Here is a 19157-nt window from a genome sequence, read left to right on the forward strand (position 1 = left end):
GGAAGGGCTGGCGGAAAGGACTCGCGGGAAGGGCTGACCCGGCTCAGGCCATCGTGAAGGCAGGCCAGTCGAGCAGGAGCAGCAGCTTGCGCAGCGCGGGCCGCACGTTGTCGAGCCGGATGGGGTGGCCGACCGGTGAGTCGGACAGCACGGCCAGGGCGCGCAGGCCGTAGAGGTCGATGAACTTCAGTTCGGCCACGTCCACGGCCTGTGCGTCGGCCTTCGTCCAGGCCTTGTTCAGGGCGCCGGCGATGGCGTCGCCGTTGGTGAGATCGATCTGGCCGATCAGGCGGACGGACCCGTCCGCGGAGGTGCGGACGCTGAGTTGCGGGTCCGTGTAGAGCAGGTTCTTCGTGCGAGTGGGTTCGAACGACCCATTGACGGTCATCATGCGGTGCCGCCTTCCTGTAGAGGGGCAACCACCTCCGAGCATCACCGTCCGCACCGACCGGTGTCAACCGGGCCGACGGCCGTACGCGGAGCAGGGCGGCCGTCACTCCGTCGCCGGACGTGACGCCGCCTGCACTGATACCCGTACGGTCCCGCGTGGGGACAGTGACCTAACTCACGTTTGTGCCGAGGCGATAATCGCAGGACTATCGATCTCAGGGCTTACGGGCCAGGCCACCCAACCACGTGTGATAGGTGATCCCGCGGTCCACCGGCTCGCCGGGGTCCGGCCGCCACTCCGCGAGCGGGACCACGCCGGGCTCCAGGAGCTCCATGTCGCCGAAGTACGCGAGGATCTCGTCGCGCGTGCGCCACCGGCCGGTGCCGAGGTTCTCGTTGAACAGCTTCTCGGCGGTGGTCGCCTGCGCCGAGACCTCGGGCATGGACGGGCCGGGGTTGTGGAAGTGGGACAGCGCCAGGTAGCTGCCGGACGGCAGGGCCTCCCGGAAGCGGGCGGCGATCGCGTGCGGGTCCTCGTGATCGTTGACGTGGTGCAGGATCGCGAAGAGCAGCAGGGCCACCGGCTGCGTGAAGTCGATGAGGTCGCGCATCGCGGGGTGGTTCAGGATCGACTCCGGGTCGCGGATGTCGGCCTCGATGACCGTGGTGCTCCCGTTCGTGGCGAGCAGCGCCCGGCCGTGGACGAGCACGATGGGGTCGTTGTCGACGTAGACGACCCGCGAGTCGGGGGCGGCCTCCTGGGCGACCTGGTGCACGTTGCCCTGGGTGGGCAGGCCGGAGCCGATGTCGAGGAACTGCCGGATGCCCGCCTCGGCCGCCAGGTGGCGGACGACGCGCCGGAGGAAGGCGCGGTTCGACCGGCCGGCCGACGGGGCGTCCGGCGCGATCTTCAGGGTCGCCTCGCCTATCTGGCGGTCGATGGCGAAGTTGTCCTTGCCGCCGAGGAAGAAGTCGTAGACACGGGCGATGCTCGGCTTGCTCGTGTCGATTCGGGCCGCTCTCGCGGCGGCCTCGCGCTGGGCGTCGTCGTCCACGATCCGTCCTGTTCCCCTCGCCGTACCGGTTCAGATCGCGATCATGCTAGAGCCGCGCGAGGGGCGAGGGGGGTGATTTGCGATAAGTGGTATGGATAGGTCGGTCAATGAATACAAGGCTGTTACATTCAGACCTTTGTCCTGTCGACTGTGGGCGTTTCGGTCATGTTTCGGGTCAGACGCTGACGCCGACCCCGCCGCGGGTGTGTGCGCCGTACCGTTCCAGCTCCCGGGCCAGGTCGAGCGGCCTGATCGTGGTGCGGCCGGCCAGGAGCTCGTCGGTGATCAGGTCGGCGGGCACGAGCCAGGAGACCTCGAACTCCAGCCCGTCGGGGTCCTTCGCGTAGAGGGCCTTGGTGGTCGCGTGGTCGGACGCGCCGACCAGGGCGTTCATCGCGGCCAGCCGGGTCGCGACACGGTCGAGCTCGGCGAGCGTGTCGACCTCCCACGCGAGGTGGTAGAGCCCCACCGTCGCCCGGCCCGCCGACGACGGCCCCGCCTGCGCGCCGATCTGGAAGAGCCCGAGGTCGTGGTCGTTCGACGACCCTTCGGCCTGCAGGAACGCCGCCCCGGGGAGCGCGTTGACGACGCGGAAGCCGAGCGCCTCCCGGTAGAAGGCCACACTGCGGTCGACGTCCCGCACGTAGAGCACCGCGTGGTTGAGCCGCTGAACCGGCATGATCCCTCCCGTTGCTTGAGCCCATCACTTGAGCTTTCAAGTAAGTCTAGCTCAGGCGTGCAAAAGGGCGGCAGGGTCGGCCATGACCTGCTCGATCACCTGACCGGCCGCGCCGAGGGCGGCCGCCTCCGCGCCGAGCCGTGACACGATCACCGGCGGCACGGTGCCGCGCATCTGGCCGAGGCGGCCCCGCAGCGTGTCTCCGACCACGTCGCCGATCCAGCGGAACAGCGGCGCGTAGATCCCGCCGAGGACGATGGCGCCGGGGTCCACCAGGTGGATCGCCGACGACAGGGCCACCCCGAGCGCCCACGCCGCCCGCTCGCAGGCCGCCCGCGCCCTCTCGTCGCCCTCCCGCAGACGCTGGGCCACCCGCGCGACGCCCAGCTGGCCACGGACGACCCCGGCGGCGGCCAGCAGCGCGTCCTGCCCGGCGTACTGTTCGAGGCATCCCCGGCCGCCGCAGCGGCACCGGGGCCCGTCGGGAGCGACCACGACGTGCCCGAGCTCGCCGGCGAACCCGTGCGCCCCCCGGAAGAGCCGGCCGCGGACGACGAGCCCGGCTCCGATGCCGATCTCCCCTGAAACGTGCAGGAAATCGGATAATCCCGAGCCGAACCACAGCTCCCCGAGCGCGGCCAGGTTCGCCTCGTTCTCGACGCGTACGGGGAAGGGGAAGTGCCGGATGAGCGACGCCAGCGGAACGTCGCGCCAGCCCAGGTTGGGAGCGTTCCTGACGTCGCCCGTGGTCCTGTCCACGGGGCCGGGCACGGCCAGCACTCCGCCGACCACCCGGAGGCCCTTCTCCACAGCTTCGTCCACAACGGATGCGGCCAGATCCCCAAGTCGCGCGATGCTGTCCACAGGGGGTGCGGCGCGGTTGTCCACAGCCTGTGTACGGCGTAGCCGCACGGTCCGGGCGAGGTCGACCACGCACACGGCCAGGTAGTCGACGTTCACCTCCAGGCCGAGGGCGGCCACGCGGCGCCCGCTGATCCGGAGCTCGACCCCGGGCCTGCCGCGCTCGCCGTCCCGGACGGCGCCGGTCTCCACCACCAGGCCGCCCTCGATGAGGTCGCCGACCAGCTTGGAGACGGTCGTCTTGGTCAGGCCCGTTATCTCGGCGAGAGCGGCCCGGGTCACCGCGCCGCGCGCGCCCACCTCGCCCAGCACGAGCGCCAGGTTCCGGGCGCGCATCGCGTCGTGTCGTACGGCCTGCGACATCACACCCTCCACTATCGGGCGTTGAAGACCTGGACACGCCCTCTTGACCCGGAGCCCGCCACGTCGGATATTTAGTCCACAACATAGACTAATTCGGAGGCGACTCATGTACACCCCCACTCCCGAGGACCGTTTCACGTTCGGGCTGTGGACCGTCGGCTGGCAGGCGCGCGACCAGTTCGGCGACGCGTCCCGGGCCCCGCTGGACCCGGTCGAGAGCGTCCACCGCCTGTCCGAGCTCGGCGCGTACGGTGTGACCTTCCACGACGACGACCTCCTCGCGGTGGAGCCGGACCGGGCCAAGGCGGTCGAGAACCTCAAGAAGGCGCTGGCCGACACCGGCATGAAGGTGCCGATGGCCACCACCAACCTGTTCACCCACCCGATCTTCAAGGACGGCGGGTTCACCAGCAACGACCGCGAGGTCCGGCGTTACGCGCTGCGCAAGGTGATCCGCAACATCGACCTCGCCGCCGAGCTGGGCGCGAAGACGTACGTCTGCTGGGGCGGCCGTGAGGGCGCCGAGTCCGAGGCCGCCAAGGACGTGCGGGTTGCGCTCGACCGCTACAAGGAGGGCTTCGACCTCCTCTGCCAGTACGTCATCGACAAGGGCTACGACATCCGCTTCGCGGTCGAGCCCAAGCCGAACGAGCCGCGCGGCGACATCCTGCTCCCGACGATCGGGCACGCCCTGGCGTTCATCAACTCGCTGGAGCACTCCGAGATGGTGGGCCTCAACCCCGAGACCGGCCATGAGCAGATGGCCGGCATGAACTTCGTGCACGGCATCGCCCAGGCGCTGTGGCACGGCAAGCTGTTCCACATCGACCTCAACGGCCAGCACGGCCCGAGGTTCGACCAGGACCTCATCTTCGGCCACGGCGACGTGAAGAACGCGTTCTTCCTCGTCGACCTGCTGGAGAACGGCGGCTACGACGGCCCGCGCCACTTCGACTACAAGCCGCTGCGCACCGAGGACAAGGAGGACGTCTGGGAGTCGGCCGCGGCCAACATGCGGACCTACCTCATCTTCAAGGAGAAGTCGAAGGCCTACCGCGCCGACCCCGAGGTGCAGGCGGCGCTGGAGGCCAGCAGGTGCGACCAGCTGGCCCTGCCGACCCTCGCCGCCGGTGAGACGTACGAGGACGTCCTCGCCGAGTCGATCGACGTGGACGCGGTCGCGGAGCGCGGCTTCCACTTCACCCGGCTGAACCAGCTCGCGATCGAGCACCTCCTCGGCGTCCGCGGCTGACCGGCCGGCAGACGGAGCGAGAGACAGAGCGAGAGACAGAGTGAGGGGACGACTGTGACGCTCGTGGCAGGGGTCGACTCGTCGACCCAGAGCTGCAAAGTCGTGATCCGGGACGCGGAGAGCGGGGCCCTCGTGCGCGAGGGCCGCGCCCCCCACCCGGAGGGCACGGAGGTCCACCCCGACCATTGGTGGACCGCCCTGCAGGGCGCGATCGAGCAGGCGGGCGGCCTGGCGGACGTCGCCGCCGTCAGCGTGGGGGCACAGCAGCACGGCATGGTCTGCCTCGACGAGGACGGCGAGGTGGTCCGGCCCGCGCTGCTGTGGAACGACACCCGGTCGGCCGGAGCGGCGGCCGACCTGGTCGCCGAGCTGGGCGGCCCGAAGGCGTGGGCCGAGGCCGTCGGCAGCGTGCCGGTGGCGTCGTTCACGGTGACCAAGCTCCGCTGGCTCGCCCGCGAGGAGCCGGACAACGCCCGCCGTACGCGGTCGGTCTGTCTCCCGCACGACTGGCTCACCTGGCGGCTCGCCGGGCGGCCGGACACGATCACGACCGACCGGGGCGACGCCTCCGGCACCGGCTACTGGTCGCCGGCCACCGGCGAGTACCGCACCGACCTGCTGGAACTCGCCATGGGCCGGGTGCCCGAACTGCCCCGCGTGCTCGGCCCGGCCGAACAGGCGGGCACGGCCGAGCAGGGCGGTGCGCTGCTCGCGCCCGGCACCGGCGACAACATGGCGGCGTCGCTCGGCGCCGGCATGCGGCCCGGCGACGTGGTGGTGTCGATCGGCACGTCGGGTACGGCGTTCGCCGTCTCCGAGACGCCGTCCGCCGACGCGGCGGGGCTGGTCGCGGGGTTCGCCGACGCCACCGGGCGGTACCTCCCGCTGGTCTGCACGCTGAACGCGGCGCGGGTGCTGGACGCCGCGGCCCGGATGCTCGGGGTCACCCCCCAGGGGCTGAGCGATCTGGCCCTGCGGGCGCCCGCGGGCGCCGGCGGGCTGGTGCTCGTGCCGTACCTGGAGGGAGAGCGCACCCCGAACCGGCCCGACGCGACCGGGTCCCTGCACGGGCTGCGCCTGTCCAACTCAAGCCCGGAGCACCTGGCCCGGGCCGCGGTCGAGGGCATGCTGTGCGGGCTCGCCGACGCGCTGGACGCGCTCGGCGTCGAGCCGGCCAGGGTGCTGCTCATCGGCGGCGGCGCGCGCTCGGAGGCGGTGCGCCGGATCGCGCCCACCGTGTTCGGGCGTCCGGTGCTCGTCCCCACCCCCGGGGAGTACGTCGCGGACGGCGCCGCCAAGCAGGCCGCCTGGCTGCTGTCCGGCGAGCCGGAGCCGCCCCACTGGGAGTCGGGTGGCACGTCGGGTGGCGCGTCGGGTGGCACTGAGCGGTACGAGGGCGACCCCACTCCCGGCCTGCGCGAGCGCTACCACGAGGCGGCGCAAGAGTAGAGCACGCGCGGGAACAGACGTCCGGGGTGGGGTCCACGTGACCCCGGGGACCCCACCCTGAGACGACCCTGAGCCCCTATCGGGGTGATGTACGCGTTGTCCCGGATGTTAGAAACGGGCCGTACGCGGGATCCTCAAGTCATGGTCAAGAGGATCTATCCCCTGCTCGCCGGCTGCGGCATGGTGCTCGCGGTCGCCACCGTCGTGGCGGCGCAGGTTGGCGGGGAACCCTCGCTGGATCCCGTCTCCATGACGATCAGCCAGTACGCGGCGCGGGACGACGGCGGCGTGATCGAGACGGCCATGGCCGTCCTCGGCCTGGCCTCGCTCGCCCTGCTCGCCGGAATGCGCGCCGTGCACGCGCCCGTGGACGGCTGGCCCACCCGCCTGATCGGCCTGTGGAGCGCCTCCCTCATCGGCGCGGCGGTCATCCCGTCGGACACGAGCTGGCAGGGCGCCCTGCACGGACTCCTGTCGGCGGCCGCCTTCGTGAGCGTGCCCGCCGCCGCGATCCAGCTCGTGGGCCGGCTCGGCCAGGACGAGCGGTGGCAGGCCGTCGCCCGGCCGCTCGAATGGCTCGCGCTCGCCTCCGGCCTCGGTCTCGCCGCCATCACCTACGTCGCGCTGCCCGGCCACGGCGTCATGATCGGCCTGGTGGAGCGGCTGCTGCTGGCCGCCGAGGTGTCCTTCCTCGGGCTGCTCGCCCTGCGGCTCGTCCAGCTCACCTGGGGCCGCCGCTCCGCGAGCGGACCGGCGGCCGTCATGCCGCTCAGCGCTGGGCGGCCGTCAGCGTCTTGAGCGCGTGCTCCACGAGGGTGACGAGCACGACCTTCGCCGAGGCGCGCCGCCGTACGTCGCAGAGCAGGACGGGCACCTCCGGATCGAGGTCGAGGGCGATCCGCACGTCGTCGGCCTCGTGCTGGTCCGCGCCGTCGAAGCAGTTCACCGCCACGATGAACGGCGTGCCGCGCTGTTCGAAGTAGTCGATGGACGGGAAGCAGTCGGTCAGTCTCCGGGTGTCGGCCAGCACGACCGCGCCGAGCGCGCCGTAGCTGAGCTCGTCCCACATGAACCAGAAGCGCTCCTGCCCGGGGGTGCCGAACAGGTAGACCACCAGGCCTTCCCTGATGGTGATGCGCCCGAAGTCCATCGCGACCGTGGTGGTCGTCTTGGCCTCCACACCGTCGATGTCGTCGACGCCGACGCCGCGGTCGGACAGCACCTCCTCCGTACGGAGGGGGCGAATCTCGCTGATCGCGCCGACCAGCGTGGTCTTGCCGACGCCGAAGCCGCCGGCCACCAATATCTTGAGGGCGACCGGCTCCTCAGAGGGCGCGAAGGCCATTGATCACTTCCTTGAGAATGCGCTCGCTTGGCAGCGGCGCCACTTTGCCCGGAGCCCGCGCCTCGACGAGTCCCAGGTCGAGTAGATCCCCGATCAGGACGCGTACCACGCCCAGTGGCAGGTCGATGTCGGACGCGATGTCCGCCACCGACGCGCTGCCGCGCGCGAGGTCAAGGATCCGTCGCTGCTCGGGACCTATCCCGGACAGGTCCCTGCGTGAACCCGTGGTGGTCACCATCGTGATGAGATCGAGTTTCACGCCGGAGTGCCGCGCCCGGCCCCCTGTCAGCGTGTACGGCCGGACCAAGGATCCGGCCTCCTCGTCCATCCATTGGGGTCCCGTCATATGCCCGCCCGTCTCATGGGGAGATCCGGCGCGGGTTGGTGGAGATGTGCTGGCCCACTCGCTTGACCAGCATCGCCATCTCGTACGCGATGTGGCCGACGTCGGCGTCGGAGGCGGCCAGGACGGCCAGGCAGGTGCCCTGCCCGGCGGCGGTGACGAAGAGGAACGCCGCCTCCATCTCGACGATGGTCTGCCGCACCTCACCACCGCCGAAGTGCCGGCCGGCGCCCCTGGCCAGGCTCTGGAACCCGGCGGCGACCGCCGACAGGTGCTCCGCGTCCTCCCGGCTCAGCCCCTGGGAGGCTCCCACGACGAGGCCGTCGGTGGAGAGGATCACCGCCTGGCGGACGGCGGCGACCCTGCTGATGAGATCGTCGAGCAGCCAGTTCAGTTCGCCGGTCGACGTCGCTTTGCCGGTCATGCGTCACCCTTCTCGCCGTGCGTGTTGTGTGCGTGGTCACCGGGTGCTACCCCACCCGGCTGGTCGGAGTCCTCCCGGCCCCGGCGCGCGCCGCTCTGGAAGGAGGCGAACACGGCCCTGGCCTCCTCGGGCGACCGCTCCTCCATGGGAGGGGCGGACAGCGGCGGCTGCGTCGACGGGGTGCGTAGCTGCGGAGCGATGTTGGCCTGCCGGACCCGGCGCGGCAGACCGGCGTGGGTCCCGTCGGAAGCCGATCCCCTGGCCCGGGACGCCGTGCCGTTGGGTGCGCCGTTCCCCGTGCCGTTCCCCGTGCCGTTCGATGTGCCGTTCGGTGCGCTGTTCGGTGCGCTGTTCGCGGCGACCGGCTTCGGCCTGGAGACGGGCATCGGAACGGGGGTGGGGACCGGGGTGGGAATGGGTGTGGGGGCGGGCGGGGCCTCGCGCACGGAGGAGGGCACGGCCTCGGTCCGCAGGGCGGCCGGGGTGAAGAACGGGGACGACTCGGGGCTTTCCGGGGCTCCGGCGGGATCCCACACCCGTCCCGCGACGGCCTCCCGCAGCGTCTCCGGCGTCATCTCCGGTGCGGGCTTGGCGTGGGCGCCGCGGGACGGCGGTGGTCCCTCGATCGCTGTGGGCGCGCCGTCCTCCACGACCAGGGTGCGGGGCATGAGCACGATCGCGGTCGTCCCGCCGTACGGCGAGCCGCGCAGCACCACCCTCACCCCGTGCCGGACGGCGAGCTGACTGACGACGAAGAGCCCGAGCCTGTCGCTGTCGGCCAGGTCGAACTCCGGCGGGTCGGTCAGCCGCGCGTTGATCTCGTCGTACTCCTCGGGCGTGAGACCCAGGCCGCGGTCCTCGACCTCGATCGCGAGCCCGTTGGCGACGAGCTCCCCGCGGACCTCCACCCTGGTGTGCGGCGGCGAGAAGACGGTGGCGTTCTCCATCAGCTCGGCGATCAGGTGGACGAGGTCGGCCACGGCCGCGCCCGCGAGGGTGGCGGCCGGCATCGGAGCCATCGTGACCCGGGTGTAGTCCTCCACCTCGGAGATCGCCGCGCGGACCACGTCGATGAGCGGCACCGGCTTGCGCCAGGCGCGTCCCGGCGTGGCCCCGGACAGGATGATCAGGCCTTCCGCGTGCCGCCGCATGCGGGTGGTGAGGTGGTCGAGCCGGAACAGGTCCTCCAGCGCCTCCGGGTCCTCGGCCCGGCGCTGCATCGTGTCGAGCAGCGTGAGCTGGCGGTGCAGCAGGGTCTGCTTGCGCCGGGCCAGGTTGAGGAAGACCTGGCCGATGCCGCGGCGCAGGGCGGCCTGGCCGACGGCGGCCTCCACGGCGGTGCGCTGCACGGAGCCGAACGCGTGGGCGACGTCCTCGACCTCGCTGGACCCCGTCGCGTTGATCGGGGGCGCCTCGGCCTCGACGTCCACCTCCTCGCCGCGCCGCAGCTTCTCGACGACGCGCGGCAGCCGTACGTCGGCGAGGTCGAGCGCGGCGTCGCGCAGCCCGGCGAGGTCACGGGCGAGACGGCGGCCGAACCGTACGGAGAAGATGATCGTCGTAACGATGACGACGAGGCCGAGCCCTCCGGCGACCAGGATGCGGAGCAGGATCCCGGTCGCGACCGAGGTGGCGTTCGTGTTGAGCGCGTCCGACGCCTTCACCCGGGCCGAGTCGAGCCTGAGGATCAACTGGTCGACGGTCGCCGACCACTTCTGGGCCTCCGGCGGGACCGGCCCGCCGGTGCGCACGCGGTTGACGAGCAGGTTCTCCAGCGCCGTGAAGCGGTCGAAGAGCGGCGAGGTGAGCTCCTGCTCGTACGGCGCGCGCATGTCGCCGGTCAGGACCGCGCGGTTCTTCCGGTAGAGGAACCGGCGGGTGGAGACCCACTCGCCGAAGGCGGTCTGCTCCTGGCCGGTCATCATGCCGCTGGCGAGCGCGCCGCGGAGGAGGGCGTCCTCGCGGCTGATCATCTCGTGCGCGTTGCCCATCCCCTGCATCGCGCTGGCCTGCTGGAAGACGGTCAGGTCGGGGACCGAGACCAGCCTCTCGTACAGCGCGAACATGTCATCCATGATCGCGTTGTAGGAGTTGATGGCGTAGAGCCGGTCCGCCTGGCCGAGCGAGATGGACTCCCGGATCGAGGGCAGGCGTTCGAGGGAGGACAGCAGGGTGTCCAGGGGCGCCACGAGGTCGTCGCTCATGACGTCACGGGTGGACTCCTCGTTGGAGGTCCTCCGGAACCTGTCCGCCGAGGCGGTGGTCTTGGCCTGCTGGGTGGTGAGCGCGGCGGAGTTCGTCTGGCCGCTGCTCAGCACCCCCGCGGTCAGCGCGCGTTCCGCCTGGATCTGCAGCCCGAGGTCGGTGGAGGCGATGCCGATGGTGTCGTACAGCGTCTTGGCACGCAGGAGGGTGACGCCGTCGCCGACCGTCAGTTTTAGGGCAAACCCCCACATAGCACTCAACATGAGCAATGGTAGGAGCAGCAGTGAGAAGACCTTGAACCGAATCGAGCGGTTTTTTGAACCCATGTGGCCACTCCTGCAGTGCTGGAGGCTGTGCCGCATTTATGGGGGAATGCACCTCCGGAAGATCGCACAGAAGGCTAGCACCGATACACTCCCGGCGCAGGAGGAGGAAACGATGATTACTGTGATCACTGGGGCTGGTGCCGGAATCGGTGCAGCTTCCGCCCTTGATCTCGCCCGGCTAGGTCATCAAATCGTGCTCATCGGGCGTACACCCGAGAGGCTGCACGCGGTCGCGGATCGGGCCGCCGCGGCCGGCGGCACCCGCCCGGACACCCTCGTGGCCGACTTCTCCTCACTCGACCAGGTGCGCCGGCTGGCCGCGGACCTGCTGGCCCGGTACGAACGCATCGACGTGCTGGTGAACAACGCGGGCGTCATGACGCCCGACCGGCGGACGACGGCGGACGGCAACGAGCTGATGATGCAGGTCAACCATCTGGCGCCGTTCCTGCTCACGAACCTGCTCGCCGACCGGCTCGCGGCGTCGTCCGCCCGGGTCGTCACCACCTCGTCGCGGGCCGCGAAGTTCGGCCGCCTCGACCCCGCCGACCTGACCAGGGAACGGCGGCGCTGGAACGGCTGGCAGCAGTACGGCGACTCCAAGCAGGCCAACGCGTTGTTCACCGTGTCGCTCGCCGAGCGCGGGCTGGCCGCCACGTGCCTGCACCCGGGAGTGCTGAAGACGACCTTCGCGGACGGCACGCTCTTCATGAAGATGGTGTGGCGCGTTCCCGGGGTCGGCGAGTCGCCCGAGGCCGGCGCCGCCAGGATCGTCCACCTCGTCACCCACGCCGACGGCGTGGACCACCCGGGCCGTTACTTCGTCAAGAACGCCCCCGCGCGGGTGCCGCGGAGGATGTCCGACCCCGCCTCCGCCGCCGCCCTCTGGGACGCCAGCGCCGCCGCCACCGGACTGACCGGCTGAGGGGCTGACCGGCTGAGAGGCTGACCAGCTGAGAGGCTGAGGGGCCCCGAAGAGTTCGGGGAGTGTTCGCCGGGGGTTGCGCCGGTGCTCACGGACGGGTGACTGACGGGTGGCTAGGGTCCGGCCGCATGACCGTGACCGCTCCCGCGCGCACGTCCGGCCCGGCGGCCCCCGCCCGCGACCCGCTGCTGGACAACGCCAAGTTCCTGGCCATCGTGCTCGTCGTCTCCGGGCACCTCGTGGAGGACCTGCGGGACGTCCCCGCGGCGCACGCGCTCTACTTCTACGTCTACCTCTTCCACATGCCGCTGTTCATCGTGATCAGCGGCTACCTGTCGCGAAACTTCACGTTCTCCGCGGGCAAGGCGCGCAGGCTCATCAGCGGCCTGGCCGTGCCGTACGTCATCTTCGAGGTGGCCTACTCGCTGCCCCGCTACTTCCTGTACGGCAAGCTGGAGATCAGCCTGCTCGATCCGTACTATCTGACCTGGTTTCTGATGTCGCTGTTCCTCTGGCGGCTGTCCACCCCGGTCTGGCAGCAGTTGCGGCATCCTCTGGTCGTCGCGGTCGGGCTCTCGCTGCTGTCGGGGACGAGCGCGTTGCCGGACGAGCTGTCGATGAACCGCACGTTCGGCCTGCTGCCGTTCTACGTGCTCGGGCTCATGTTCACCCCCGGTCACCTGGAACTGCTGCGCGGGCGGGTGGCCGCGATCACGGGGGGCGCCGTGCTGGCCGCGGCGCTCGCCGGGGCCTTCGCCGTGCACCGGCTCGTGCCGACGGAGTGGATCCGCTGGCGCCACTCCAACCACCAGATCGGCGTGGACGACTTGACCGGCACCCTGATCAGGCTCGCCATGCTGGCGGCGGGCTTCCTGCTGGTCCTGGCGTTCCTCGCGCTCACCCCGGACCGCCGCACCTGGTTCTCCGGCCTCGGCGCCGCCACCATGTACGCCTATCTTTTGCACGGCTTCGCGGTGAAGGTCAGCGAGCGCTTCCACGACGCGCTCGTCAATCCGCTCGGCGTGGCGGCGATGGTGGCTCTCGGCGCCGTACTGGCGGCCCTGCTGTGCACCTCCCCGGTACGGCGGGCCTTCCGGTGGGCGGTCGAGCCGGACGTCTCCTGGGCGTTCACGACGCTGCGCCGGCCCGGTCAGCGGCGCGGGCAGCGGCCCGGCAGACGCCGTGCGGAACTCTCGCGTGCGTACGCACGTTTTCCGGGTGATGGTGCAGAACATGGCGAAGCGCGCAATCCGGGGTAGCGTACGCATTCGCGGTGCGGCCAGATGTGGTGAAGACGACGGGGTGACGCGGGTGGTCGGCAGACAGGGCAGGGTCACGGGCAGGATCGGGCCTGGCCTCGTCGGCGAGGTGATGGTGCCCATCCGCGGGGGTGTCGAGGCGTTCTACGCCTATCCGAGCGTCCCGGACGAGGAGATCCCGATGGGGTCCATCGTCGTCGTCGTGGAGTATTCGCCCCCGCGCACCGTTTACGTCGCCCGCGCGATCGTCTGACCCGCACCATCCTCCTCTCCCCCTCCCCGCTCTTCTCCCCCCACTCTGGACGGAGGCTCCCATGCCCTCGGAGATCGTGGTCGTGGGCGGCGTCGCCATCGTCGCCCTCATCGTCCTCACCATGCTGTTCAAGGCCATCTGGCGGGTGGCCGAGCCCAACGAGGCGCTCATCATCTCGGGCCTCGGGGCCCACACGAGGAACGAGCTCGCCGACAGCCTGGGCTTCAAGATCGTGACCGGCAAGGGCACCGCCGTGCTGCCCGGCTTCCAGACCTCCCGGCGGCTGCGGCTCGACAGCCGGGCCACGAACCTGCAGGTCAACTGCGTGACCCAGCAGGGCATCCCGGTCCAGGTGCGCGGCGTGATCATCTACAAGGTGGGCGACGACTTCAGCAGCATCGCGAACGCCGCCCGGCGCTTCCTCGACCAGCAGGACTCGATGAACGGCGCCATCCACGAGCTGTTCACCGGTCATCTGCGCTCGATCATCGGCAACCTGACCGTCGAGGATCTCATTCTCAACCGGGAGCGGCTCACCAGCGAGACCCGCAGCTCCGCGGCCGACGAGATGAGCAAGCTCGGCCTGGTCGTCGACTCGCTGCAGATCCAGGAGATCGAGGACGAGACCGGCTACATCACGAACCTGGGCAAGCCGCACGCCGCGAAGATCGCCGCGTCCGCGCGCATCGCGGAGGCGCAGCGCGACCAGGAGGCCACCGAGGCCGAGCAGATCGCGGCGGCGAACAAGGCCGGCGCGTGGCGCGACGCGCAGATCAAGCAGGCCTCCTACCAGGCGGAGATCGACGAGGCGCAGGCGCGGTCGCGGCAGTCCGGGCCGTTGTCGGAGGCCACGGCCCGTCAGGAGGTCGTCGTCCAGGAGACCCGTACGGCCGAGCTGGAGGCCCAGCTCTCCGAGCAGCGGCTCCAGTCGCAGGTGCGCAAGCCCGCCGACGCCAAGGCGTACGAGACCGTGACGCTGTCGCAGGCCGAGCGCGACGCGCGCATCGCGCAGGCCGAGGCGGAGGCGAAGGAGACCGAGCTGCGGGCCGTCGCGCAGGCGTCGCAGGTCAAGCAGGCGGCCGCGGCCGAGGCCGAGTCGGTGCGGCTGCGCGGTGAGGCCGCCGCGGCCGCGACCAGGGCGACCGGTCTGGGCGAGGCTGAGGCCGCCAAGGCGCGGGGTCTCGCGGAGGCCGAGGCCGCCAAGGCACGTGGTCTCGCGGAGGCCGAGTCGGCCAAGGCGCGGGGTCTGGCCGAGGCCGAGGCGATCAGGGCCCGCTCCGAGGCGCTGCGGGAGAACCAGGAGGCCGTCATCGCCCAGCAGCTCGCCGAGAACTGGCCGCAGATCGTGGAGGCCGGGGCGAAGGCGTTCGGCAACGTCGATCACATGGTGGTGCTCAACGGCGCCCAGGGCATCGAGGAGATGCTGGCCAAGGCGCTCACGCTGGGCGGCACCGGGCTGGGCCTGGCGCGCACCCTCCTGGCCGGTGGCTCGCCCGCGACGGCCTCCCAGCAGGAAAGCGCAAGCGTGAACGGCACCGAGCACCCCGTGAAGCCGATCGCCTGATCGAGGGCGGGTCAGCCTGGCAACAGCCCAGCCGAACGACAGCTCAGTCGAACGACAGCTCAGTCGAACGACAGCTCAGTCGTACGGCGGGGCATGAGCAGCAGCGCGCCGACGCTGAGCACGGCCACGACGACGAGCGCGATGAAGATGTGGTGGACGGCGTCGTACAACGCGCCCCGGACGAAGGACGCGGCGGCCGAGTGGGCCGCCGCGCCCTGGGCGTTCAGCACCAGGCTCGTGGCGTCGAGGCTGTCCGGCAGCCGCCCCGCCACCGAGCCGGCGAGGGAGGCGGGCGGGTGGGCGAAGCGGTCCGACAGCGTCGCGTTGGAGATGGCGCCCAGCATCGCGGCGCCGACCGTGCTGCCGATCGACCGGGAGAACATGTTCGTCGCGGTGACGACGCCGCGGCGCTCCCAGCCGACGACCGACTGCACGGCGACCATCGTGGGGCTGGCCGACAGCCCGAGACCGACGCCGACCACGAAGCAGGCGGCGGCGACCTGCCAGATCATCGCGTTCCGGCCGAGCAGCGCGCACAGCACGGTGCCCGCCACCACCACGACGACGCCGATCAACGCGGTGTCGCGGAACCCGATGCGCATGTAGAGGCGGCCGGAGAACGTCGCCGCGAGCGGCCAGCCGATGGTCAGCGCGGCCAGGGCGAAGCCCGCCACCAGCGCGCCGGTGCCCAGCACCCCCTGCGCGTACGTCGGGACGTACGACGTGAGCCCGATGGTGAGGGCGCCGACGCCGACGGAGACCAGGTTGCCCCCGTTCAGCGTGCGGCGGCGGAACACCCACAAAGGCAGCACCGGCTCGGCCGCGCGGCGCTCGGCGAGGACGAAGGCGGCGATCAGCAGCGCCCCCGCCACGAAGATCAGCAGGCTGGGCGCCGAGTTCCACTCCCAGGCGACCCCACCCTCCAGCAGGCCGAGGATGAGCAGCGAGGAGCCGCCGGTCAGCAGCACGGCGCCCAGATAGTCGACACGGTGGGAGCCGCGCCTCACCTGCTCCTTGAAGCGGCGGGCCAGCACCCAGGTGGCCACCGCGCCGAGCGGCAGGTTGATGAAGAAGATCCAGCGCCAGGAGACGTACTCGGAGAACACGCCGCCGAGCGTCGGGCCGACGACCGCCGAGACGCCCCACACGCTGGCGAGGTAGCCCTGGACCCGGGCGCGCTCCTCGACCGAGTAGAGGTCGCCGGCCATCGTGATGCTGATCGGCTGCACCGCCCCGGCGCCGATGCCCTGGATCGCCCGGAACGCGATCAGCGCGGGCATGCTCCAGGCCACCCCGCACAGCACCGACCCGAGCAGGAACGCGGCGATGCCGAAGAACATCACCGGCTTGCGCCCGAAGACGTCGGCCAGCTTGCCGTAGATGGGCACGGTGACGGCCTGGGTCAGCAGGTAGATCGAGAACAGCCACGGGAACTGGGAGAACCCGCCGAGGTCGCTGACGACCGAGGGCACCGCGGTCGCGATGATCGTGCTGTCCAGCGCCACGAGACCGGTACACAGCATGATGGCGGCGAGGACGGGACCGCGCTCCGACCGTAGCCCGATGCCCTTCGATGTCGTGGTGGTCACGGATGAGACTCCTCTGAAACGCTCTCGGCACAGCAGTTTCGTTATGCGCAACCGTCACCGTATGTCAGAACATTCCAGAGCCGTTGGCGGGGCTTGCTGAGTGCCGGGACGTCGTCGAGACTTTCAAGCTGGCCTGACGGCGAATGTTGTTACTCTCGCGAGCGTGGCGATCAGGAACTCCCACTGCTCCTTCTGCGGAGCGGCCTACGCACCCGGCCGGCCCTGGCCGAGGACCTGCCAGGAGTGCGGGAACACGAGCTATCTCAATCCCCTGCCGGTGGCGGTCATGGTGCTTCCGGTGGACAGTGCGCGTACGTCCGGCCTTCTCGTGGTCCGCCGGGCGGTCGAGCCGCACCGCGGCCTGCTCGCCCTCCCCGGAGGCTTCGTCGACATCGGCGAGTCCTGGCAGCAGGCCGCCGTACGGGAGGTCCGCGAGGAGACGGGCGTCGTCGTCGACGTGGCGGGTGTGCGGCTGTTCGACGTGCTCAGCGCGCCCGACGGCACCGTGCTGATCTTCGGCCTCGGACCGCGCACGACCCCGGACGCCCTCCCGCCGGTCGCGCCCACCGCGGAGACCAGCGAGTGGCTGGTGATCGACGCCCCTCAGGAGCTGGCGTTCCCGCTCCACACGCGGGTCGTGGCCCGCTACTTCGGCCGTGCGGCTCGTCAGCCGTAGCGGGTTCAGCCCTCGCGGATCCGGCCGGCCTCGACGACGACACGGCGTGTCGTGTGGACGGCCTTCAGCATGCGCCGGTCGTGCGTGACGAGCAGCAGGGTTCCCGTGTACGAGTCGAGCGCCGACTCCAGCTGTTCGATCGCCGGGAGGTCGAGATGGTTGGTGGGCTCGTCCAGGACGAGCAGGTTGACCCCACGGGCCTGGAGGAGGGCGAGGGCCGCCCGCGTGCGCTCGCCCGGTGACAGCATGGCCGCGGGACGCAGCACGTGGTCGGCGCGCAGGCCGAACTTGGCCAGCACCGTGCGGGCGTCGGCGGGCGGCAGGTCGACAAGTGCGCCGAACGCGCCGAGCAGCGGCTCGTCGCCCTCGAAGAGGGCGCGAGCCTGGTCGACCTCGCCGACGACCACACCGGGGCCGAGCGTCGCCGTCCCCTCGTCGAGGGCCACCCGGCCGAGCAACGCGCCGAGCAGCGTGGTCTTGCCCGAGCCGTTCGCGCCGGTGATCGCGACCCGGTCCGCCCAGTCGATCTGCAGGTCGACGGGCCCGAGCGTGAAGCCGCCACGTCGCACTACCGTGCCGCGCAGCGTCGCGACCACGGCCCCGGAGCGGGGCGCGGCGGCGATCTCCATCCGCAGTTCCCACTCCTTGCGCGGCTCCTCGACGACATCCAGTCGCTCGATCATCCGCTCGGTCTGCCGGGCCTTGGCCGCCTGCTTCTCCGTCGCCTCGGTGCGGAACTTCCGTCCGAGCTTGTCGCCGTCGGGGGCCTTGCGGCGCGCGTTCTTGACGCCCTTCTCCATCCAGGCGCGCTGGCCCCTGGCCCGGGCCTCCAAAGAGGACCTGGTGTCGGCGTACTCCTCGTACTGCTCGCGCGCGTGCCTGCGGGCGACCTCGCGCTCCTCCAGGTAGGCGTCGTACCCGCCACCGTACGCGCGGATCTGCTGTTGGGCGAGATCGAGCTCGACCACCCTGTTCACCGTACGGGCGAGGAACTCGCGATCGTGACTGACGACCACCGTTCCGGCGCGCAGCCCTGTCACGAAGCGTTCGAGCCGGTCCAGGCCGTCGAGGTCGAGGTCGTTCGTGGGCTCGTCGAGCAGGAACACGTCATAACGGCTGAGCAGCAGCGAGGCCAGCCCCACCCGGGCCGCCTGCCCACCGGACAGGGACGCCATCTCCTGCTCAAGGCCGATCGTGAGCCCGAGGTCGGCGGCCACCTCCGCGGCCCGCTCCTCCAGGTCGGCGCCGCCCAGGGCGAGCCACCGATCGAGCGCCTCGGAGTACGCGTCGCCGGTATCGCCGCCGACGAGCGCCTCGGTGGCCGCGTCGAGGGCCCGCTGTGCGGCCGCGACCCCGGTTCGGCGGGCGAGGAAGGCCGCGACGGTCTCACCCGGCCGCCGTTCGGGCTCCTGCGGCAGGTGGCCGACATTGGCGGCGGGCGGGCTGAGCCGTACGCTGCCGTGCTCGGGGGCGTCGAGGCCGGCCAGCAGGCGAAGCAGCGTCGACTTGCCCGCGCCGTTCACTCCCACCAGCCCGACGACGTCCCCGGACGCGACGACCAGATCGAGATCCGTGAACAGGACGCGGTCGCCGTGCCCGGCGGCGAGTTCCTTCGCGACAAGAGTGGTGCTCATCAGGACATCGACCCTACTGGGTGGCGAGCGTGAGCAGGCGGGTGACGGTGTTCCAGTTGCGCATGGTCGCCGGGCCGGCCGAGTGCTTCTCCAGCAGCGGTGGCAGCTTGGGGCGCCGCAGCCCGTCGGGGAAGTAGACGTAGAGCTCCCGCTCGCCGACCAGCATCTCCTCCGGTGCGTACGCCGCCGGGTCGATGCTCGTCAGCCCCTCACGGTCCGGCGGCCGGGCCAGGAAGACCACGGCGAACCGGGCCGGGTCCCTGACCTCCAGGGGATTGCGCTCCACCACACCGCGAAGCTGCTCAGCCGTACGGAGGATCACCGTTGTGGACAGGCCGAGCTCCTCCTGGAGCCCGCGCTCGATCGCGTCGGCGATAGGCTCGCTGTCACCATCCGCCGTGAACAGGGCGTTTCCGCTGCGCAGGTGCGTGCGCACATTCCCGTGCCCGAGGCCTTCGAGCAGCGCCTTGAGATCGGCCATCGCCACCGCGGTGGCGGGGTTGACGTTGATGCCGCGCAACAGCGCCACGTAACGCATCGCATCGCCTCCTTCCGGCGGGAGACT

19 protein-coding genes are annotated in these 19157 nt (G+C 71.1%); 8 read left to right on the top strand and 11 right to left on the bottom strand.

Annotated features, from left to right (window positions below):
* Positions 1 to 43: 43 nt before the first annotated feature.
* From OG344_RS10155 to OG344_RS10170, 4 genes are all read right to left on the bottom strand, one after another.
* Positions 44 to 391 carry an STAS domain-containing protein gene (locus OG344_RS10155; RefSeq protein ID WP_405087997.1) on the bottom strand — a complete coding sequence of 116 codons (348 nt, stop codon included), beginning with the start codon at positions 389 to 391 and terminating at the stop codon, positions 44 to 46.
* 214 nt (positions 392 to 605) lie between these two features.
* Positions 606 to 1445, bottom strand: a complete 840-nt coding sequence (locus OG344_RS10160) for an SAM-dependent methyltransferase (protein WP_405087998.1) — start codon at positions 1443 to 1445, stop codon at positions 606 to 608.
* A gap of 175 nt (positions 1446 to 1620) precedes the next feature.
* On the bottom strand, positions 1621 to 2124 hold the full coding sequence (locus tag OG344_RS10165; RefSeq protein WP_150933968.1) for a VOC family protein: 504 nt from the start codon (positions 2122 to 2124) through the stop codon (positions 1621 to 1623).
* Positions 2125 to 2175: 51 nt separating this feature from the next.
* Complete coding sequence (locus tag OG344_RS10170; protein ID WP_405087999.1) at positions 2176 to 3348, bottom strand: ROK family protein; 1173 nt, start codon at positions 3346 to 3348, stop codon at positions 2176 to 2178.
* Positions 3349 to 3454: 106 nt separating this feature from the next.
* Between OG344_RS10170 and xylA the strand changes: the two genes are divergently transcribed.
* From xylA to OG344_RS10185, 3 genes are all read left to right on the top strand, one after another.
* A complete protein-coding gene (gene xylA / locus OG344_RS10175) occupies positions 3455 to 4600 on the top strand; it encodes a xylose isomerase (RefSeq protein WP_327048989.1) in 1146 nt (381 codons plus the stop codon).
* A 54-nt stretch (positions 4601 to 4654) separates the two neighbouring features.
* A complete protein-coding gene (xylB, locus tag OG344_RS10180; RefSeq protein WP_405088000.1) occupies positions 4655 to 6049 on the top strand; it encodes a xylulokinase in 1395 nt (464 codons plus the stop codon).
* 141 nt (positions 6050 to 6190) lie between these two features.
* Positions 6191 to 6847, top strand: a complete 657-nt coding sequence (locus tag OG344_RS10185; protein ID WP_405088001.1) for a DUF998 domain-containing protein — start codon at positions 6191 to 6193, stop codon at positions 6845 to 6847.
* Here the strand turns inward: OG344_RS10185 and OG344_RS10190 are convergent.
* The 4 genes from OG344_RS10190 to OG344_RS10205 are packed head-to-tail and all read right to left on the bottom strand — an operon-like array spanning position 6819 to position 10617.
* Complete coding sequence (locus OG344_RS10190) at positions 6819 to 7394, bottom strand: ATP/GTP-binding protein (protein WP_327048992.1); 576 nt, start codon at positions 7392 to 7394, stop codon at positions 6819 to 6821. The genes OG344_RS10185 and OG344_RS10190 overlap by 29 nt on opposite strands.
* The gene (locus OG344_RS10195) at positions 7375 to 7722 is read right to left on the bottom strand and encodes a DUF742 domain-containing protein (protein ID WP_405088002.1); all 348 of its coding nucleotides are present in this window, start codon (positions 7720 to 7722) and stop codon (positions 7375 to 7377) included. Before OG344_RS10195 ends, OG344_RS10190 begins: the two co-directional genes overlap by 20 nt.
* Before the next feature lie 31 nt (positions 7723 to 7753).
* Complete coding sequence (locus OG344_RS10200) at positions 7754 to 8161, bottom strand: roadblock/LC7 domain-containing protein (protein ID WP_030507694.1); 408 nt, start codon at positions 8159 to 8161, stop codon at positions 7754 to 7756.
* Positions 8158 to 10617 carry a nitrate- and nitrite sensing domain-containing protein gene (locus OG344_RS10205; RefSeq protein ID WP_405088003.1) on the bottom strand — a complete coding sequence of 820 codons (2460 nt, stop codon included), beginning with the start codon at positions 10615 to 10617 and terminating at the stop codon, positions 8158 to 8160. Before OG344_RS10205 ends, OG344_RS10200 begins: the two co-directional genes overlap by 4 nt.
* A gap of 187 nt (positions 10618 to 10804) precedes the next feature.
* On the opposite strand from OG344_RS10205, the gene OG344_RS10210 reads away from it, so the two are divergent.
* The 4 genes from OG344_RS10210 to OG344_RS10225 all read left to right on the top strand — a co-directional run bounded on the left by OG344_RS10210 (position 10805) and on the right by OG344_RS10225 (position 14693).
* On the top strand, positions 10805 to 11617 hold the full coding sequence (locus tag OG344_RS10210; protein ID WP_405088004.1) for an SDR family NAD(P)-dependent oxidoreductase: 813 nt from the start codon (positions 10805 to 10807) through the stop codon (positions 11615 to 11617).
* A gap of 128 nt (positions 11618 to 11745) precedes the next feature.
* Positions 11746 to 12876: an acyltransferase family protein gene (locus OG344_RS10215; protein WP_405088005.1), complete on the top strand. Its 1131-nt coding sequence runs from the start codon at positions 11746 to 11748 to the stop codon at positions 12874 to 12876.
* A gap of 52 nt (positions 12877 to 12928) precedes the next feature.
* Positions 12929 to 13129: a hypothetical protein gene (locus OG344_RS10220; protein WP_327048997.1), complete on the top strand. Its 201-nt coding sequence runs from the start codon at positions 12929 to 12931 to the stop codon at positions 13127 to 13129.
* A gap of 61 nt (positions 13130 to 13190) precedes the next feature.
* Positions 13191 to 14693, top strand: coding sequence for a flotillin family protein (locus tag OG344_RS10225; protein ID WP_405088006.1), 1503 nt, complete (start codon positions 13191 to 13193; stop codon positions 14691 to 14693).
* Positions 14694 to 14752: 59 nt separating this feature from the next.
* Here OG344_RS10225 and OG344_RS10230 read toward each other — a convergent pair whose 3' ends face one another.
* Complete coding sequence (locus tag OG344_RS10230; protein ID WP_405088007.1) at positions 14753 to 16282, bottom strand: MDR family MFS transporter; 1530 nt, start codon at positions 16280 to 16282, stop codon at positions 14753 to 14755.
* 163 nt (positions 16283 to 16445) lie between these two features.
* On the opposite strand from OG344_RS10230, the gene OG344_RS10235 reads away from it, so the two are divergent.
* On the top strand, positions 16446 to 16958 hold the full coding sequence (locus tag OG344_RS10235; RefSeq protein WP_405088008.1) for an NUDIX domain-containing protein: 513 nt from the start codon (positions 16446 to 16448) through the stop codon (positions 16956 to 16958).
* Positions 16959 to 16963: 5 nt separating this feature from the next.
* Here the strand turns inward: OG344_RS10235 and OG344_RS10240 are convergent, their stop codons facing one another.
* The gene (locus OG344_RS10240; RefSeq protein WP_405088009.1) at positions 16964 to 18592 is read right to left on the bottom strand and encodes an ABC-F family ATP-binding cassette domain-containing protein; all 1629 of its coding nucleotides are present in this window, start codon (positions 18590 to 18592) and stop codon (positions 16964 to 16966) included.
* Positions 18593 to 18605: 13 nt separating this feature from the next.
* Positions 18606 to 19130 (bottom strand): DUF1697 domain-containing protein, encoded by a 525-nt coding sequence (locus OG344_RS10245; protein ID WP_405088010.1) that lies wholly within the window; start codon positions 19128 to 19130, stop codon positions 18606 to 18608.
* Between the last annotated feature and the right edge of the window lie 27 nt (positions 19131 to 19157).

This window comes from Microbispora sp. NBC_01389 (assembly GCF_045040095.1).
Classification (GTDB): domain Bacteria; phylum Actinomycetota; class Actinomycetes; order Streptosporangiales; family Streptosporangiaceae; genus Microbispora.

What these genes read in the sequence shown, in the direction of transcription:
- OG344_RS10165 (WP_150933968.1), bottom strand. Translation starts at nt 2,124, where the DNA reads ATGCCGGTTCAGCGGCTCAACCACGCGGTGCTCTACGTGCGGGACGTC.
- OG344_RS10240 (WP_405088009.1), bottom strand. Translation starts at nt 18,592, where the DNA reads ATGAGCACCACTCTTGTCGCGAAGGAACTCGCCGCCGGGCACGGCGAC.
- OG344_RS10245 (WP_405088010.1), bottom strand. Translation starts at nt 19,130, where the DNA reads ATGCGTTACGTGGCGCTGTTGCGCGGCATCAACGTCAACCCCGCCACC.
- OG344_RS10205 (WP_405088003.1), bottom strand. Translation starts at nt 10,617, where the DNA reads ATGTGGGGGTTTGCCCTAAAACTGACGGTCGGCGACGGCGTCACCCTC.
- OG344_RS10225 (WP_405088006.1), top strand. Translation starts at nt 13,191, where the DNA reads ATGCCCTCGGAGATCGTGGTCGTGGGCGGCGTCGCCATCGTCGCCCTC.
- OG344_RS10200 (WP_030507694.1), bottom strand. Translation starts at nt 8,161, where the DNA reads ATGACCGGCAAAGCGACGTCGACCGGCGAACTGAACTGGCTGCTCGAC.
- OG344_RS10185 (WP_405088001.1), top strand. Translation starts at nt 6,191, where the DNA reads ATGGTCAAGAGGATCTATCCCCTGCTCGCCGGCTGCGGCATGGTGCTC.
- OG344_RS10170 (WP_405087999.1), bottom strand. Translation starts at nt 3,348, where the DNA reads ATGTCGCAGGCCGTACGACACGACGCGATGCGCGCCCGGAACCTGGCG.
- OG344_RS10210 (WP_405088004.1), top strand. Translation starts at nt 10,805, where the DNA reads ATGATTACTGTGATCACTGGGGCTGGTGCCGGAATCGGTGCAGCTTCC.
- xylA (WP_327048989.1), top strand. Translation starts at nt 3,455, where the DNA reads ATGTACACCCCCACTCCCGAGGACCGTTTCACGTTCGGGCTGTGGACC.
- OG344_RS10195 (WP_405088002.1), bottom strand. Translation starts at nt 7,722, where the DNA reads ATGGACGAGGAGGCCGGATCCTTGGTCCGGCCGTACACGCTGACAGGG.
- OG344_RS10215 (WP_405088005.1), top strand. Translation starts at nt 11,746, where the DNA reads ATGACCGTGACCGCTCCCGCGCGCACGTCCGGCCCGGCGGCCCCCGCC.
- OG344_RS10155 (WP_405087997.1), bottom strand. Translation starts at nt 391, where the DNA reads ATGATGACCGTCAATGGGTCGTTCGAACCCACTCGCACGAAGAACCTG.
- OG344_RS10190 (WP_327048992.1), bottom strand. Translation starts at nt 7,394, where the DNA reads ATGGCCTTCGCGCCCTCTGAGGAGCCGGTCGCCCTCAAGATATTGGTG.